At 50.4% G+C, this 16,344-nt stretch carries 17 protein-coding genes and 1 pseudogene; 14 read left to right on the top strand and 4 right to left on the bottom strand.

All coding sequences use genetic code 11. The features are described from left to right. The first annotated feature begins 16 nt into the window (after positions 1 to 16). From M655_RS18255 to M655_RS18245, 3 genes are all read left to right on the top strand, one after another. A complete protein-coding gene (locus M655_RS18255; RefSeq protein WP_025847113.1) occupies positions 17 to 661 on the top strand; it encodes an O-methyltransferase in 645 nt (214 codons plus the stop codon). A 42-nt stretch (positions 662 to 703) separates the two neighbouring features. Continuing rightward, the gene (gene udk / locus M655_RS18250) at positions 704 to 1,345 is read left to right on the top strand and encodes a uridine kinase (protein ID WP_005832508.1); all 642 of its coding nucleotides are present in this window, start codon (positions 704 to 706) and stop codon (positions 1,343 to 1,345) included. A 120-nt stretch (positions 1,346 to 1,465) separates the two neighbouring features. Beyond that, positions 1,466 to 3,295, top strand: a complete 1,830-nt coding sequence (locus M655_RS18245) for a peptidoglycan D,D-transpeptidase FtsI family protein (protein ID WP_026558411.1) — start codon at positions 1,466 to 1,468, stop codon at positions 3,293 to 3,295. 91 nt (positions 3,296 to 3,386) lie between these two features. Here M655_RS18245 and M655_RS18240 read toward each other — a convergent pair. After that, positions 3,387 to 3,608: pseudogene (locus tag M655_RS18240) on the bottom strand (Mov34/MPN/PAD-1 family protein); the annotation flags it as partial. A 260-nt stretch (positions 3,609 to 3,868) separates the two neighbouring features. Here M655_RS18240 and M655_RS18235 point away from each other — a divergent pair. The 7 genes from M655_RS18235 to M655_RS18205 all read left to right on the top strand — a co-directional run bounded on the left by M655_RS18235 (position 3,869) and on the right by M655_RS18205 (position 8,713). Continuing rightward, positions 3,869 to 4,933 (top strand): HD-GYP domain-containing protein, encoded by a 1,065-nt coding sequence (locus tag M655_RS18235; RefSeq protein ID WP_005832511.1) that lies wholly within the window; start codon positions 3,869 to 3,871, stop codon positions 4,931 to 4,933. 205 nt (positions 4,934 to 5,138) lie between these two features. Then, positions 5,139 to 5,705: a GNAT family N-acetyltransferase gene (locus tag M655_RS18230; protein ID WP_007782270.1), complete on the top strand. Its 567-nt coding sequence runs from the start codon at positions 5,139 to 5,141 to the stop codon at positions 5,703 to 5,705. A gap of 277 nt (positions 5,706 to 5,982) precedes the next feature. Continuing rightward, positions 5,983 to 6,612 (top strand): SMI1/KNR4 family protein, encoded by a 630-nt coding sequence (locus tag M655_RS18225; RefSeq protein ID WP_051353983.1) that lies wholly within the window; start codon positions 5,983 to 5,985, stop codon positions 6,610 to 6,612. After that, positions 6,561 to 6,977: a hypothetical protein gene (locus tag M655_RS18220; RefSeq protein ID WP_007782264.1), complete on the top strand. Its 417-nt coding sequence runs from the start codon at positions 6,561 to 6,563 to the stop codon at positions 6,975 to 6,977. Before M655_RS18225 ends, M655_RS18220 begins: the two co-directional genes overlap by 52 nt. Further along, positions 6,974 to 7,393 carry an immunity 22 family protein gene (locus M655_RS18215; protein ID WP_005832514.1) on the top strand — a complete coding sequence of 140 codons (420 nt, stop codon included), beginning with the start codon at positions 6,974 to 6,976 and terminating at the stop codon, positions 7,391 to 7,393. The genes M655_RS18220 and M655_RS18215 overlap by 4 nt, the downstream gene beginning before the upstream one ends. 391 nt (positions 7,394 to 7,784) lie before the next feature. Next, positions 7,785 to 8,069 (top strand): DUF4183 domain-containing protein, encoded by a 285-nt coding sequence (locus M655_RS18210; RefSeq protein WP_005832515.1) that lies wholly within the window; start codon positions 7,785 to 7,787, stop codon positions 8,067 to 8,069. A 230-nt stretch (positions 8,070 to 8,299) separates the two neighbouring features. Further along, entirely contained in the window at positions 8,300 to 8,713 is a 414-nt protein-coding gene (locus M655_RS18205; RefSeq protein WP_026558410.1) for a DUF4183 domain-containing protein, read from the top strand. Between the two features lie 536 nt (positions 8,714 to 9,249). Here M655_RS18205 and M655_RS18200 read toward each other — a convergent pair. Continuing rightward, positions 9,250 to 10,173 (bottom strand): tyrosine-type recombinase/integrase, encoded by a 924-nt coding sequence (locus tag M655_RS18200; RefSeq protein ID WP_051353982.1) that lies wholly within the window; start codon positions 10,171 to 10,173, stop codon positions 9,250 to 9,252. 123 nt (positions 10,174 to 10,296) lie between these two features. Here M655_RS18200 and M655_RS18195 point away from each other — a divergent pair, with 123 nt between their 5' ends. After that, positions 10,297 to 10,881 (top strand): HD-GYP domain-containing protein, encoded by a 585-nt coding sequence (locus M655_RS18195; protein ID WP_081414796.1) that lies wholly within the window; start codon positions 10,297 to 10,299, stop codon positions 10,879 to 10,881. Between the two features lie 341 nt (positions 10,882 to 11,222). Here the strand turns inward: M655_RS18195 and M655_RS18190 are convergent, their stop codons facing one another. Further along, on the bottom strand, positions 11,223 to 12,284 hold the full coding sequence (locus tag M655_RS18190; RefSeq protein ID WP_286085856.1) for an IS4 family transposase: 1,062 nt from the start codon (positions 12,282 to 12,284) through the stop codon (positions 11,223 to 11,225). Positions 12,285 to 12,376: 92 nt separating this feature from the next. On the opposite strand from M655_RS18190, the gene M655_RS18185 reads away from it, so the two are divergent. Continuing rightward, the gene (locus tag M655_RS18185) at positions 12,377 to 13,570 is read left to right on the top strand and encodes a transposase (protein ID WP_007787630.1); all 1,194 of its coding nucleotides are present in this window, start codon (positions 12,377 to 12,379) and stop codon (positions 13,568 to 13,570) included. 673 nt (positions 13,571 to 14,243) lie between these two features. Beyond that, positions 14,244 to 14,540, top strand: a complete 297-nt coding sequence (locus M655_RS18180) for a chemotaxis protein CheB (RefSeq protein ID WP_286085855.1) — start codon at positions 14,244 to 14,246, stop codon at positions 14,538 to 14,540. A 57-nt stretch (positions 14,541 to 14,597) separates the two neighbouring features. Here M655_RS18180 and M655_RS18175 read toward each other — a convergent pair whose 3' ends face one another. Continuing rightward, positions 14,598 to 15,791: a transposase gene (locus M655_RS18175; protein ID WP_007787630.1), complete on the bottom strand. Its 1,194-nt coding sequence runs from the start codon at positions 15,789 to 15,791 to the stop codon at positions 14,598 to 14,600. Between the two features lie 120 nt (positions 15,792 to 15,911). On the opposite strand from M655_RS18175, the gene M655_RS18170 reads away from it, so the two are divergent. Further along, on the top strand, positions 15,912 to 16,322 hold the full coding sequence (locus M655_RS18170; RefSeq protein ID WP_005833254.1) for a CheB methylesterase domain-containing protein: 411 nt from the start codon (positions 15,912 to 15,914) through the stop codon (positions 16,320 to 16,322). The last annotated feature ends 22 nt before the right edge of the window (positions 16,323 to 16,344 follow it).

The following is a 16,344-nucleotide window of genomic DNA, read 5'->3' as shown; positions in this document are numbered from 1 at the left end:
AAAGAGGAGTGAAATCATGATAACCAATCCCGCAATCGACGACTACGTGTCGGGCCTGGTTCCGGCGCGATCGCCGCTTCTGGCGCGACTGGAACAGGAAGCTGCCGAAGAAAATATTCCGATCGTTCAGCTTGCTTCCGCTCAGGTGATGAGAATGCTGCTTTTGCTGCATCGCCCCCAATCGATTTTGGAGGTAGGTACAGCGATCGGCTATTCGACCATTTGGCTTGCCGAAGCAGCACCACAGGCGCGGATTGTCACGATGGACATAGATGAAGAACGCCTGGCGCGGGCACGGGCCAATGTAGCGGAAGCGGGCTGCGCGGACCGGGTTGAAATCCTGTCGCGCGACGCGACGCTTGGACTGCCTGATTCCTATCAGTTTGACTGCCTGTTTATCGACGCGGCCAAAGGACAGTATCGGGCGTTTCTCGATTTGTACTTGCCCCTGCTCCGGGAGGGGGGACTTGTCATCAGCGACAACGTCCTGTTCCGCGGATTGGTGGCGACGCCAGACGAGGCAGGCAAAAGACAACGGCCGATGGTGGACAAGCTGCTCGCCTTCAACGCGCATTTGGCAGAGCGGCCGGATTTGGAGACGACGTTCATACCAGTAGGGGACGGACTGGCTGTCAGCTTGAAGAAACGCATGCAGCCGTAGGGTGATTTCGTTAGAAGCAGCATGAGGAAGGGGACATGTGGCATGGGTAACCCCGTATTGATTGGGGTAGCAGGAGGCAGTGGTTCGGGAAAGACCACGGTGGCAAAGGAGCTGTATCACCAGTTCCGCAACGATAGCGTGACGATGATCGAGCAAGATTCGTACTACAAGGATCAGAGCCATCTGAGTATAGAAGAGCGCGCCTTGACGAATTACGACCATCCGCTTGCATTTGACAACGATCTGCTTTTGCACCACTTGCAGGAACTGCTGCAAGGACGGGCGATCCAAAAGCCGATTTACGATTTCAAGGTGCACAACCGCAAGAGCGAGCAAATCCAGGTAGACCCGAAGGACGTCATCATTCTCGAAGGGATGCTGATTTTAGAAGACGAGCGGATTCGCAATCTTATGGATATCAAGGTGTTTGTCGACACGGATGCGGATGTGCGCATCGTTCGCCGGATCGTGCGCGATATCGAGGAGCGCGGCCGTTCGCTGGATTCTGTGGTCAATCAATATTTGAATGTTGTGCGTCCGATGCACCTGCAGTTCATCGAGCCGACCAAGCGCTATGCGGATGTCATCATTCCCGAGGGCGGATACAACCGCGTGGCACTCGATCTTTTGTCGACGAAAATCAAAAACATCCTGTTGGAAAAACAGCAGCCAGCCAGGCTGTAGCATCCAATCCGGTTTTGAACGAAAGCACACTGCCAGTTGCAGTGTGTTTTTTGCATGGAAAAGTTTCTCGCCCGGCGATTCCGGCAATACTGGGAAAAAAAGGGCGGGGAGGGAAACGGCATGCAGCTTGATCGACGGATCAAACGACGGCATTTTCTCGTGTTGATGGCGATGACGCTACTCTGGGTAGGGCTGATTGCCCGGCTGTGGTGGATACAGCTCGGCGCGCCCCATCGCTTTTCCCGGCGCGGAATCGACTTGGTGAAAGCTTCGGTGAAGCAGCGGCAGCAAAGCTTTGTGCTGCACAGCGGCCGCGGAGATATTTTGGATCGCGGCGGCTATGCGTTTACAGGCGTAGAGCATCTCGCCCTGATTTTGTTTCCGCTTGCCCGCGGCAGCCTGGAAGGGACAGAAGGGCTTGCCAGGCTGGCGGAAATTACAGGCCAGCCAAAAGAACGGCTGTCCGAGACGATGGAAAAAGCAAAGGTCCCGCTGCTTCTGCGCAGCGAAACAGGCAAGCTGATCGAGCTTACCCAAAAGCAGGCAGACGAAATCAACGCGCTTGCGATTCCCGGTGTAGTAGCATTGGCGGTGACGGAGCGCTACCGCACAGATGAAGTGGCCAAGCATCTGATCGGCTTCATTCACAAAAATCCTGGCATGGTCGAGACGCTCTACCCGGACGAATGGGCGAGCGGCAAAATGAATGCGGAATCTACCGTTGGCGCATCCGGGCTGGAAAGAAGCTTTGACCGCTTTTTGCAAGGAGTGGAGCCGTCGGTCTTGTCCTACTACGTCGACGGCCAGGGCAAGCCGCTGCGCGGACTGGACATTCGCTATACGAAGCCTAGCAATCAATATTACCCGCTTTCGCTGTCGACCACGCTCGATGTGGACATTCAGCGGCGAATGGAGGCGGCGGCAGATCAGGTCGGCCTGCGGGAAGGCAGCGTCGTCGTCCTGGATGCGCAAAACGCCGATATTCTCGCCGCTGTCAGCCGGCCAAGCTACGACCAGACGAATGTAGGCGGCCAAGCCGGCGAGTGGAAAAACAGGGCGTTCAAGCAGTTGCCGCCAGGCTCTGTCTTCAAGACGGTGGTAGCCGCTGCCGCCTTGGCGGAAGGCGTGATTTCCCCTACGGAGCGGTTTACGTGTACGGGCGAGTACGGCAAGTACCATTTTTCCTGCTGGAAAAAGGAAGGGCACGGCAGCGTCACGATGGAGGAGGCTTACGCTGAGTCGTGCAACATCGCTTTTGCGGAAATTGCGAAAAGAGTCGGCTCAGAAAAGCTGGAGGAGTACGCCCGGAGACTGGGCTTGACCGCTCAGGTGGGGCATGCAACTGCGCATCTGTTCAAGCTGGATGGATTCAAGCAGCTTGATGGCGAAGAAAGCGGCCGTGTGTTTGCGAAGGATGTCTCCTACAGCGACGAGGGCGTCTTGATCCAGAGCGCAATCGGCCAGCGCGATGTGCGGATTACTCCGCTGCAGGCGGCGAACATGATGGTGACGATCCTGCGCGGCGGCCAACCCGCGCAGGTACGTCTGGTCAAGGAAATTGCTTATCGAAACGGACAGCCGTTCTACCAGTTTCCGGAGCAGAAGCTCTCTGCCGCCGGAATCGACTATGTGACAGCGAGCAAGCTACGCAAAATGATGCGCAAGGTCGTTACAGATGGGACCGGCCAAATACTGCTGGATTCTTCCTGGCAGGTTGCCGGGAAGAGCGGGACCGCCCAGACAGGGAGTACAAGCGATTCCAAAAATCACCTTTGGTTTGTCGGCTACGCTCCTTTGGAGGAGCCGCGCTATGCGATCTGTGTCGTAGCAGAGAACCAGCCAAGCTGGGGGAAGAACCAGGCGATGGAGCTTTTTCGCCGGGCTGTCGATGAGCTTGCCGATTATACAGCTCGATCTTCCCAACTTCGCGCAGGGTATTCCCGAGAATGAACCCGCGCGCCTGAAGCTGATTGCGCTTGCCAAGCCCGACAATCAGCATCAGCGGGGAGGAAGACATGTACACGGATTGCGAAGCTTTTGCCCAGATGGTTCGTTTGTCCCCTTTGCTCGGGGACAGCCGCTTGATCGTGTGGCTATGCCAATCGCCGATGTACTGCCACTGGCGGTTTCGGCTCAGCTTGCGGACGAGCCTTTTCAAGTAGTCATCATCGAAAAAGATCGAGTGCGGCTGATGAATCGCATTTGGCCCCGGGTCGCTGGCAAACGTCACGACCCACTTTTCATCCCCGAGCGGATATCCCATCATGATCCCTCCTGTTTCCAGCGAGGGTTTTTTTCGTACAGTCTGTTCGATCTGTTTCCATGCCTTTGGCGTGATGTACAGTGTCGTCATGAAACGCGTTCCCTCCTTGAAATCACCGCTAGCATTCGCTCTATATCGTATGTGCGGCGCAAGCAGAACGTCCCGCTCGCGAAATCATGACAATTGTCGAAAAAAAGATTGTAACTCTTCCCCTTCCTTTCTATAATTTAGGAAAATACATGACTGGAAAGGTTGATTGTATGCCTACGGCACCCGTCGATCACAAACTGATTGGGCAAGTATTAGCAGAGGATCTTTACTCCAACAGCGGAGTTTTGCTGCTGGGAAAGAATACGACGATTACGGCTGCACATGTACATATTCTTCTGAAACAGCGAGTGCGAGAGGTTGCGGTCGTGCAAACCTGGACGGAAGGAACGGGGGAGCAGGTTTCTACACAATTATTCCAGTTGGAGGCTGACGCGGAGACTGTCGCCGCTTACGTACAAGCCTTGGACCAGACGCGGCTGCTTTTCGATCAACTGCAGCAGGACAAGGTGGGCAGTCTGGAGCAGTTTTCGCAAATTTTTGCGAATGTGCTGGAAAAATCGACGAAGCATCTGGGACTGTTTCGTTCCCTGTACGTGTTGGAAGGGGCGGACAGTTATACATATCGGCATTCGTTGAACGTAGGTATTCTGTGTTCGCTGATCGCCCGGCTGTTGAAGTGGGACGAGCAGCAGGTGACGTTTATGGGGAACGCAGGATTTTTGCATGACGTGGGAAAAATGCGCATTCCCAAGGAAGTGCTGCTCAAGCCGGACAAGCTGACAGAGGAAGAATTTGCGATCATGAAAAAGCACACGACTTACGGCTACGACATGATTCGCAAGATGGAAGGCGGCTCAGAGAAGCTGGCGCTCTGCGCGCTGCTTCACCACGAGCGGCTGGATGGCTCCGGGTATCCTGAACAGCGAAAAGGCGACGAAATACCGCTGGAGTGCCAGGTTTTGGCGATCGCCGACATGTTCGACGCGATTTGCTCCGACCGGGTCTACAAAGGCAGAACTTCTCCGTTCGAGGCGGCGCAGCTTCTGTGGAAGGAAGCTTGCAACGGGCTGTTGAACATTGAGGTGGTCTCGGTTTTTGTGCGCTACATCGCTTTGCTGTACGTCGGGGCGAGGGCGCGCCTGAGCAGCGGGGAAGAGGTCGAAGTAATTCTGATTCACCAGGACGAGCCGATGCGGCCATTGGTGCGGCGCAGCGGCGAGTTTCTCGATTTGCGTTACGAGCGCAAGCTGACGATTGAAAAAATGATCGGGTAGGCGTAGACAGACCGCTCTCTATGTGAGAGCGGTTTCTTTGTTGCCAATTTGTGACAGTTGTGCGGGTAGCTCGACCTTGGGCGCAAAGTGTGCCACAATGAGACTGATGTTGGCTTTGGCCAGCAAAAAAACGGGTCGCCTTTCGCAGCCGTCTGTTTAGGGGACGGCGCATGGACACGTACAGTACACGCAAGGAGAGAGTACCATGATACGTAAAGCGGAACCGAGAGATGCAGCATTTGCGGCACCGCTGATTTATGAAGCCATTGGAGATATCGCGTACACCTTGACGGGAGCGACGGAGGCTGACGAGGCCATTTCGCTGATGGCGCAGTTTTTCGCGCAGCAACAAAATCGGCTCAGCTACGAAAATGCCGTCATTGCCATGGAAGGAGACGAGCCAATGGGACTGGCGCTGTTTTATCATGGCAGCCAGACCGAAGCGCTCGATCGGCCGTTTGTCGAGTTTGTCCAAAAGCGGACGGGCGTAGCTCCCGCGCTGGTCAAGGAAGCGCGCGACGATGAGTTTTACCTCGATTCGATAGCGGTGCGCTCGGACAAGAGGGGCAGAGGGATCGGCAAAAAGCTGCTGGCAGCGTTCGAGCAGGAGGCAATCCAGCGCCGCCATGACCGCATCGCCCTTTTGGTGGACGAGGAAAATCCGCGTGCGCGCCAGCTCTACGAAGCATTGGGCTATCGCCAGGACGGGACGGTAATGGTGAGCGGACATCAATTCCGCCATATGGTTAAAAGCGTATTAGTGCCGGTATAGATCGTGCCGGTGTAGAAAAAACGTTTCCGATTCGAAGGAAACGTTTTTTTGCATGCGGGTGTGCGGTGGCATGGGGAGATGGAGCGGCTGGAGTGATTGGTAAGTGGCGGTTGGGGACGACAGGTACGGTCAGCATGGGGCCAGCCAAGTTTTGAGCATGTTAGCGTGGAAAATTTGGTTGAAATTGGTTCTTTGGAAGATTGAAAATCGACGGCTACATTCGTAACAATAAGAAAAAGCAGGTCAAGTCAAGCATGGACAAAAAGGAGCTGCCTGAATGCGCGAGCAGATGGAAAAGTGGGTTCACGCGTGGAAAACGCTTATGACGGACATGGAAAGACAAGGGGCGCGTATTTGGCCGCTCATCATCGGGCCGCCTGCTGTGCCAGAGCAAGTCGCAGAGGCGGAAGCGCGGCTGGGGATCAGGTTGCCTGCGGCCATTCGCCGGATTTTGCTTGCGGGGACGAGTCGCGTCCAGGTTGGCTGGTCGTTGCCAGCGAGAACGGGCGAGCCTTTTTCCCTCAGCGGGGATTTCGGCTGGAGCCTGGACGGCTTCGAGTGGCCTTATTTTGGCGACGAGGAAGACCCGAGCGACGAGCAGCGGTATCTTTGCTTCCACACAGGAGGCAATGGCGACATGCTGCTGCTGGATTTGCGAGCTGGCGCAGACGATCCGCCCGTGTATGCCTGGGGGCATGAGACAGGCGAGTTTCTTTTGCTCGGGCAAAGCTTCACGGCATTTGTCGACCGGGTGACAGCGCTTGGGTGTATCGGGGCAGAGAGCTGGAACTACGAGCCGTTTGCCGGAGCGGATGGCCTGGATGTGCACGGGCACAACGCAGAAAGCTGGAAGCGGTGGCTGCAGAGCGTTCGCTGGAAGAAGCGGCTACTGACTTTTCCTGGCTGATCGAATACGCCGCGATGCACGGAGCAGGGGACGAACGCGTCCGGGTGGCGTTTCGCCAGTATGCGCCGGACAGCATTTTGCAAGCATGGGTGACGAAAATCGCGCAGGAAAAGACCTTTTCCGGAAGGGAGCCATGGTGCGAGCTTTTGGCGGAAACGCAGGGAGCCAATGCTGCGGGCTGGGTTCGTTCGCTGTGGAAGCCGCAGGAAGGAGAAAAGCTCGTGTCTGGCAGCCAGCGGGCTTATTTGACCGCAGCGTGCCTGCCCTGCCGGAAGCAGAAGGGCTGCCGCTCGTTCTTGCGGAGTTGGACGAAGAGGCCGGGAGTGGAGGCAGATCATGTCGGGCAGGAGGGGAACGGGGAATGAAGCATGTCGTTGCGATTTGGGGAACGACCTTGCAGACGGACGAAGAGCTGCAGTCTTTCCTGCAGCCTGAGTACACGGAGGACGGGGACGTGATCCCGTCCGGATTTATGGCCGCCGCAGGGCTGGATTGGGTTGACGAAGATTTTTTCGAGGTGCACGCGGTGGCGCAGGTAGAGGAGCGGGCAGCGTTTTTGGCTTATTTGCAGCGCGAGTGCGTATCCGCCGGGGAGAGTTTTGCCGAAAAAATTCCGCCGAACCTGTCCGGGGAGATTGCCCGTTTTCCGACAGTTATTTTGCTCTACGGGCAAGTGACCAACTACGGGACTGTGAATGAAGCTTTGTTTGCGCTGACGGGTGAGCAGCACGTAGGCGATGGGCTTGTGGAGCTGTTGGCGACAATCGAATATGAGGAATGAGCAGGGGCGTCCGGCTGAGTGCGGGCGCTTTTTCTATTTTTCAAGCTGGGGAGAGGTTGAGTCATAAAGGGGAAGCAGAAGGCTAACGTTTGGGAACAGACGCGCTATTGCCTTTCTTCTATTGAAGAGAGGTGCCGAAAGGGCAGCAAGGCAAGAGGGGGCACTTTTCTAGCAAGAAGGAGCCTAGATTATCTTTTGTTTCGAATAGGGCTCATTCCGTCTGGCTGCGTTGTTCTGGCAACGCAGATAAATACACGGTGTGCAGGTTCGAAACCGATAAAATATACGTCCTCCCAGATGATGTTTGTCCGTTTCGGGAACGCAGATTCGTTCATTTGATATGTATTGTAAGGTTTTTTCCTTACGTACTTTACATGAGGAGTTGGTGTGCATGCCAATCATCAAACCATTTATGACGTCTCTGCGCTTCACCTCGACGATGGGAGCCGGAACAGGTACAGGAGCCACTTTTGCGATTGCAGCAACCGAGTTCAGTACAGATGCGGGTACTGCGGCTACTGCATTCCCAAGTACCTTTGCCTTCTACAATCTCTACATCAACGGCGTCCTGCAGCCAGGAAACACGTCCACCATCAGCACAACCACTATCACGATCCCGGATGGCGACGCTGAGAATGCGGGGACACCTGTCTTGGTTGAATTCGTCGTCAACTAAAACAAGAGATCCACTCAAACGGGAAGCCCCAGGCGATTGTACATGCCTGGGGTACTCTCGTTCCGTCGCCAGACTGTCTGACATGGGGGGGAGAAGTGGCGCACGCTCCTTTTTTGCCCGTTCTCGTTGGACCAAAAACAGCTTAGCCGAGTTACGCATGGAAAGCTTTGGAGGTGAACCGGCAGCCGCAAAAACGCACGCATCATTCGTATAGAGAGGAGGGAAAAGTTTTGCAGCAAAGAAACATCCAGTGCAGCGCCGCCAATCGGACGTACTCCCTAAATGTGCGCTATCAGCTCATGCCTTTGGGATGTCCAGACATTTTTCCGGGACAGCCGTGCCCTACCTGCCCCCCTTGCCCGCCGTGTCCGTGCACGCCAGGACTGCTGACCACCACGATTTATCAATACACGACGTTTTCCGATGGACAAAAAAATGTGTACACCGACGCGGATGCCGTGCCACAGCTCAGCACCTCAGGGATTCTCGGACAGCAGTCGGTTTCGATCGTCAATTTGTTCATCAACGGGATTTTGCAACCGCCCAACAGCTATGTCGTGCAAAACGGGCTGCTGGTTCTGAGCGAGGTACCCTCCCAAGGCGTCCCGATTATTTTGCAGTTTATCCAAATTGCAACTTCCTGAAACTGGGATGTAAAGGAACGAAAAGCCAAAGGCAAGCCCGCCAGGAGGCAGAGCCCGTTTTTCCGTTGGTACTTGCACTTACGGGTATTCGCCCACATAAATCAACGCGGCGCTTTCCCTTGTGCTGAAGGAATTCAGTGTAGCCGATCCACCTCACGTACGGTTTGATGAGGGAGAACTGAAACGAGTTCTGGCGACCTTCAGGTCGCCAGAACTCGTTTCAGTTCTCTACTCTACAAACAGATACTTTATTATATAAACAGGTAAGCGAAACGGGTAAGTATTGATGTGTGCGGCTCAAAGCCAGTCTCAAGAGAATGGAGATTATCTTACGGATAATGATATCTTGGCGAATTATGTATGAATTTACCGCTAATTGGGATAATGATAATATAATTATCATTATTAATGTCGCACAACTGAACTTGTACGACATATTAAGACAAAATTCTGCAAATATCGATCCAAATATACCATGAAAAAACAATTATTTTCAATCATTTTCTTTTTAGAGAGTATGTTGTTCAACTTGCACACTAGAGTACTTCCTTCAGGCAATCTTCGACAAAATCCGGAGCTGCTTTTTTGATTTGCTCCACTGTATGTATATAACGTTGTGTCGTATTGATGCGGGAATGCCCCAGAGTCTGTTGCACCTGTTGAAGGGACGCCCCGTTCAACAAAGCCAAGGTTGCATTGGTGTGCCGCAACCAGTGGGGGGTTACCTTCTTGGAAAAATTCGCTTTTTTACGGGCGATCTCGATGATTCGTTCAACCTGACGGGAGGTAATCGGAAAAACTTTGCCACTTCTTCTATCTTCCATACGGTATGAACAAAGCAGGTTCCAGAGCATCTCGGGTACTTTCACCTCCCGTTCTTTCCGACCTTTTCCATTAAGCACGGTCAACCAAATGGAAGTTCCCATGGGATCCGAATGAAAATCGTCCCATTCCATAGAAACCAATTCGGAAACTCTCAGACCAAGCAAAACCAAAGTCAAGCCGATGACATAATTGCGAAGCCCCATGGTGTTTAATTGCTGTAATATCATTACAACCTCATGTTTCGTTAAAAAATGCCGCCTGCTGTTATTTGAAACTTTCGGTTTTTTGATGCATGCTGCCGGATCGTGGGTAAAACAATTAATATTGACACTATTCCCCCACTTATAAAGAGAACGAAGCGGAGCCAGTAATACGGAGATTGTCGCTGTGGCATATTGGCGATTATTGTTTTCATCCCTCTTGAGCAGACTCAGTTTATAAAGTTCGACATCCCTCCAAGTAACTTCATTAAGCCTTTTTTTACCGATGAATTTTTGAAATCGTTCAATCGCGTACTTATAATTTCGCAACGTGTTTTTTGAGTGTTGATATGTTGCCAAAAACATACTGACAATTTCTTCGTCCGTCAACTCATCTTGCTCTTTCTCAATTGGCCCCACGATACCATGTTTCATTTTTTGTCCCTCCTGATGTCGTACAAGTTCAGTTGTGCGAAATTGTGTGTATGGCACTTAAGGCAATAAGTTACAAAACAATATGGGTCCTGTCAACATTATCTTTAATGGAGGGACATCCTATTGAATCAGCGTATCGCAAGTTGGCTGCACAAATTATGGTTGCACGATTCGACTACTTATCATCACAGTATTCGCGTTAGTAATATGGCAAGACGAATGGCCGCAGAATTAAATTTAAATCAAGAGCAATCGCAAAAACTTGTACTGGGATGCTCCTTGCACGATATCGGTAAAATTTTTGTTCCAAAATCCATTTTAAGAAAATCCTCCGCACTGTCCCAAAATGAATGGGAATTAATTAAGCAACATCCGATATGGGGAAACGAATTTTTACAGAAGGAGGGCATCACCAACCAGGATGTTACCAGTTCGGTTCTCTACCATCATGAACGTCTGGATGGAACGGGTTACCCATTCGGTTTGATTGGCAGTGACATCCCATTCTACGCCAGAATTTGTTCCATATTGGATGCGTTCGACTGCATGGTTTCGGATCGCCCTTACCGTAAAAGCATTTCGTTCGCGGATGCCAAAACAGAGTTGTGGAAAAGTCGAAACACGCAATTTGATCCGTATTATTTGACTGTATTTCTACAAATGTGTGAATCGCACTTTATTGAGCTGTACCATACTCATGAATGTTAAAAACAGACAGTATCTTTTCTTGGCATGATCTGCCGTATCTTCTATCCGAATCCGCATTCCTTGGTTGAGTGAATATACCTAGGGGGTGAAACAATGGAAGTTTCACAGCAAGACCAGTATATAGTGATTGAGCTTGGCACAGAAAAATATGCTCTGAAGATTTCCGAAGTCTATGAAATTACATTAGCGTTGCATAAAAAATGAATCCATCTATTGTCAAATTATTCTGAATGACATTTTCAACTTCACAACCAAAAACGAGAACAGCCAAGCAAAAGGTAGCCACTATCCATTTAGTAGTTTTATACATTTATTACAACATCGACAACAACAAACAACACTTACTTCCTTTTCTGTCGCCCTCTGGATGTTCGTTTGGATTGGTAATCCATTCTGCCTATCCATTGTTCAAAGGTCTGCCAGAGAAACACTTTGAGCCATCTACTGATTTGCAGCAGACTGTGCTGACTGTTTCTTTCCAGCTTTACAAGAAGCAACAAGCAGTAAGCAATGAGAGCGAGAAAAACTTGATTCCAGACCGCATTTTCACTTGTTCCATAGAACGTCTTGATCTTTGCGTGTTGTTTCATCCATTTGAAAAACAGTTCTATTTGCCAGCGCCAACGGTAGATGTCGCTCAATTCTTCTGCTTCTAAGTCGAACCGATTGGTGATGATTCGAATACGATTTCCTTTCGAATCATGCGTTTCAATCAGTCGTAACACATTATCCACCCGTTTTTGTGGCGTTCCAAGAAGGATCATGGAGTCGGATAAAACGGAGCTTTCTGGTGGTACTTTGAAAGTATACAAATGACGAGTTTCCGCGTTATCCTTGAGACGTGAAGCAAAAAAGATGCCCTGATCGGTATACTCATCGAACTTTTCATAATCCACGTACCCTCGATTAAAGACGTACATGGCTCCGATCTCATCAATCAGCGACTCCATTTGGGTGCGGTCATTGGATTTGGCACAAGTTAGGGAAATCTTTTCAGGATAGACATCCTCCTGGCTTGCGAAAACGAGACGAAGATGAATTTTGATTCCTGCCTTTGTTTCGCGAAAGGTTGCCCACTTATACTTTTGCAAACATAATCCAATTGTAGTGGAATCAATGATCTTTATGTGTTTTCGAAGAGAGCAGGCTTTTCCAGAAACGCGTTGAATTTGCTGGACAAGGTCGACAAAAACTTCTTCAAGCAAAGCAGGTTCTACCCGATTGTTTTTTCGACTAAGCTGTGCGGGGCTGATCGATGACAGTCCTAATTCTTGCTGAAATTTCTTTGATAGAACATCGTCAGCAATGGCTCGAAGCCCTTCGCGTTGCTGAAGTTGGGCATGTAAAAATAGGAGTGTGAATGCTAATCGAGCATTTTGCAGAAATCTGAGCCCTTGAGACACAAGGATTTCTAGGGATAAAAAAGGGACTTCACCCCAATTTGGAGAAGTTTTTCGGTGACCAAACCAAAAACGCCCAAAAGGAGGAAGTCACCTTGTATATTCTTCAAGAAAGTCTGTTTTCCTTCGAGGAACTGCAAAAACTTGAATCCAAAGAACGATTGCCTATCTTTTTCAGCGCTCTTGACCTACGTCCTTACGCCAAAGAACTGAGAAGCCGTTCCCCCCGAGGCGCTGACGGTCACTGCAGACAAGGAATCCTTCGGGCTTTGCTTGCAGCTCCGCTTGAGAATATCAGTACGTTCACTGGCCTACATCGCCGGCTGGATATGGATCTTCGTTTTCGCTATCGATGCGGACTTCGGCTTGATCGGAAAGCTCCTTCCGTGGCAACGTTGAGCCGCGTCTTTGCCGAGCTTACGAGCAAAGACCTGGTCAAGCGACTTTTTGAGGATCTGGTCACACGCTGCAAGCAAGAAGGCATCGTCGATGGAAGTCATGTGGCCATCGATAGTGCCGCGATCCATGCCTACGAGAAGAAACAGCCGAAACGTAAAAGCGAGCTCACAGGCAATGCAAACTGGGGTGCCAAGTTCGACTCCTTCGGCAATAAGGTGAAGTGGTTTGGCTACAAGCTTCATCTCGCCGTCGATACCAAAAGCGAACTGCCGATGGCGCTCGCCGTGACACCGGCTCATGTCCATGACGGCGATATGGCGCCAGATCTGATGGAACAAGTCGCGGCAAAAACCAAAGTCAGCTTCTTTGTCCTCGATGCTGGGTACGACCAACTAAAAAACTATGAGGCTGCCCGGAATTTGAAAGCACAGGCGATCATCCCGATGAATCTTCGCAATGAGAAAGAGCCGCCTGCCGGCATGACATCAAACGGAACGCCTTGCTGCTCCATGGGTTTTCCGATGACCTATTGGGGAGCGGATGGCGATGTTCTGAAATTCCGCTGTCCCCATGCTACAGGCAAGGTAGACTGCCCGCTCGGAATGGCCGCTTGTTCGTCTTCCAATTATGGGATGGTCGTTAAGGTGGATACAACCAGTGATCTGCGCCGCTACTCCACACCGCATCGGGAGAGCAAGCGTTGGAAAGAACTGTACAACGAAAGAACTAGCGTGGAACGATGCAATTCCCGCTTGAAAACCTATCTAACTGCCGATGCGATGCACGTTTGGGGAATTCAGAAAGTCACAACGCACCAGTACCTTAACGCCATTGTATTGCTGGCTTCTGCACTAGCCATGGTTAAGCATTCAAGCAAAGCCGCAGCTTAAATTTTTCAGCATAGACGAAAATTCTGCAGGTCTGCCCATTTTTCCAAAGCCATCACATCACGACATTGAAACCAACCACAGGCCATATAAATCTGTTGTCTTTTTCTCGAAAATGGAATTATGCAAAGTGCTCAATCAAAAAGTTGACCATTTTTGGAGCAAACGCTCATCTTCGAGTTGACCACCTACGATGCTTTTTTTCACACAAAGTAGCATTTTATTTCCTGCACCAAGGATCGTCAAGGATAAAGGGTAAACCCCTTGCTACGCAAGCCCTTGACGATCCTTGGCTCAGTAAAAACATTTGCAATTAGGTGTGAAAATGATGACGTGTGCTCAAACTGTCAGGTGGGTAACTTTATGATGAGCAAAGTGGTCAACTTTTTGGTGAGCGTTCACATAGGAGAAGATACGCTTTTGTCGTCAGCTTCTTCACGTACTTGTCTTGATCCGTTTCGTCAATTCGTTGTTGAAGTTTCATAATATTGATGGGTGCAACCCATTTACCAAATGAAGAAAATAGGGTATTCTTGTCCATGAGCTATCCTTTGCGTTGGATTTGGACAGGAACTACCTGACCTTTCCAGTGTAAAGGATTTTTTTGTTCCCTAGACAACCAAATACCAAAGATTATGTGTATTTTGAATGATGGGAAAAGATTAATGCAACGCTAGTGATTGCATCTGTAAAAGAAGCAGTGAAAGAAAAAAAGAAACCGGGCTCCGCTTCCGTTGATCTGCTCATTATCGGATGTTCCACAGGTGGACCGTCTGCCATGCAATCCATTCTGCCTCGATTTACGCCGGACTTTCCGGCAGGAATTGTGGTTGTACAACATATGCCGCCCGGATTTACCAAACCTTTGGCAGACCGTTTCGATACTATTTGTAATTTGAGCACTTTGCATAATTCCATTTTCGAGAAAAAGACAACAGATTTATATGGCCTGTGGTTGGTTTCAATGTCGTGATGTGATGGCTTTGGAAAAATGGGCAGACCTGCAGAATTTTCGTCTATGCTGAAAAATTTAAGCTGCGGCTTTGCTTGAATGCTTAACCATGGCTAGTGCAGAAGCCAGCAATACAATGGCGTTAAGGTACTGGTGCGTTGTGACTTTCTGAATTCCCCAAACGTGCATCGCATCGGCAGTTAGATAGGTTTTCAAGCGGGAATTGCATCGTTCCACGCTAGTTCTTTCGTTGTACAGTTCTTTCCAACGCTTGCTCTCCCGATGCGGTGTGGAGTAGCGGCGCAGATCACTGGTTGTATCCACCTTAACGACCATCCCATAATTGGAAGACGAACAAGCGGCCATTCCGAGCGGGCAGTCTACCTTGCCTGTAGCATGGGGACAGCGGAATTTCAGAACATCGCCATCCGCTCCCCAATAGGTCATCGGAAAACCCATGGAGCAGCAAGGCGTTCCGTTTGATGTCATGCCGGCAGGCGGCTCTTTCTCATTGCGAAGATTCATCGGGATGATCGCCTGTGCTTTCAAATTCCGGGCAGCCTCATAGTTTTTTAGTTGGTCGTACCCAGCATCGAGGACAAAGAAGCTGACTTTGGTTTTTGCCGCGACTTGTTCCATCAGATCTGGCGCCATATCGCCGTCATGGACATGAGCCGGTGTCACGGCGAGCGCCATCGGCAGTTCGCTTTTGGTATCGACGGCGAGATGAAGCTTGTAGCCAAACCACTTCACCTTATTGCCGAAGGAGTCGAACTTGGCACCCCAGTTTGCATTGCCTGTGAGCTCGCTTTTACGTTTCGGCTGTTTCTTCTCGTAGGCATGGATCGCGGCACTATCGATGGCCACATGACTTCCATCGACGATGCCTTCTTGCTTGCAGCGTGTGACCAGATCCTCAAAAAGTCGCTTGACCAGGTCTTTGCTCGTAAGCTCGGCAAAGACGCGGCTCAACGTTGCCACGGAAGGAGCTTTCCGATCAAGCCGAAGTCCGCATCGATAGCGAAAACGAAGATCCATATCCAGCCGGCGATGTAGGCCAGTGAACGTACTGATATTCTCAAGCGGAGCTGCAAGCAAAGCCCGAAGGATTCCTTGTCTGCAGTGACCGTCAGCGCCTCGGGGGGAACGGCTTCTCAGTTCTTTGGCGTAAGGACGTAGGTCAAGAGCGCTGAAAAAGATAGGCAATCGTTCTTTGGATTCAAGTTTTTGCAGTTCCTCGAAGGAAAACAGACTTTCTTGAAGAATATACAAGGTGACTTCCTCCTTTTGGGCGTTTTTGGTTTGGTCACCGAAAAACTTCTCCAAATTGGGGTGAAGTCCCTTTTTTATCCCTAGAAATCCTTGTGTCTCAAGGGCTCAGATTTCTGCAAAATGCTCAATTTAAAAGTGAAAGAAGCAGAAGATGGCGATGTTGTGATGCCAGGGATCATTTATATTGCTCCTGCAGGGTATCAAACTTTATTTCAAAAAACAAATGACGGAAAGACCATACTAAAAATTGTGCTGGATGAGAGCAAATTGTACAAGCCATCCATTGATGTTACGATTCATTCCGCATCTTTGATTTATCGCGACCGTTTATTGGTCGTTATTCTTACAGGAATGGGCACGGATGGGTTAATTGGTTGTAGTGAAGTGAAGCGGCAACGGGGTCATGTGATCGCTGAAGCTGAAGAATCATGTATCGTATATGGTATGCCTAAAGCTGTTTATGAGGCGGGGTACGCTGATCGACAAGTGTCTTTACCTAATATATATCAAGAGATTCTATCATTTATTTAGATGGATCTTTATTTTGCCAAAC

It is taken from the genome of Brevibacillus sp. NSP2.1, from assembly GCF_000470975.2.
Classification (GTDB): Bacteria; Bacillota; Bacilli; order Brevibacillales; family Brevibacillaceae; genus Brevibacillus; species Brevibacillus agri.
The sequence above is the reverse complement of the archived record's forward strand: the minus strand, read 5'-3'. Positions and strand labels throughout refer to the sequence as shown.

Coding starts and splice junctions, on each gene's coding strand:
- M655_RS18255 (WP_025847113.1), top strand. CDS start 17: ATGATAACCAATCCCGCAATCGACGACTACGTGTCGGGCCTGGTTCCG.
- udk (WP_005832508.1), top strand. CDS start 704: ATGGGTAACCCCGTATTGATTGGGGTAGCAGGAGGCAGTGGTTCGGGA.
- M655_RS18245 (WP_026558411.1), top strand. CDS start 1,466: ATGCAGCTTGATCGACGGATCAAACGACGGCATTTTCTCGTGTTGATG.
- M655_RS18235 (WP_005832511.1), top strand. CDS start 3,869: ATGCCTACGGCACCCGTCGATCACAAACTGATTGGGCAAGTATTAGCA.
- M655_RS18230 (WP_007782270.1), top strand. CDS start 5,139: ATGATACGTAAAGCGGAACCGAGAGATGCAGCATTTGCGGCACCGCTG.
- M655_RS18225 (WP_051353983.1), top strand. CDS start 5,983: ATGCGCGAGCAGATGGAAAAGTGGGTTCACGCGTGGAAAACGCTTATG.
- M655_RS18215 (WP_005832514.1), top strand. CDS start 6,974: ATGAAGCATGTCGTTGCGATTTGGGGAACGACCTTGCAGACGGACGAA.
- M655_RS18210 (WP_005832515.1), top strand. CDS start 7,785: ATGCCAATCATCAAACCATTTATGACGTCTCTGCGCTTCACCTCGACG.
- M655_RS18200 (WP_051353982.1), bottom strand. CDS start 10,173: ATGAAACATGGTATCGTGGGGCCAATTGAGAAAGAGCAAGATGAGTTG.
- M655_RS18170 (WP_005833254.1), top strand. CDS start 15,912: ATGCTCAATTTAAAAGTGAAAGAAGCAGAAGATGGCGATGTTGTGATG.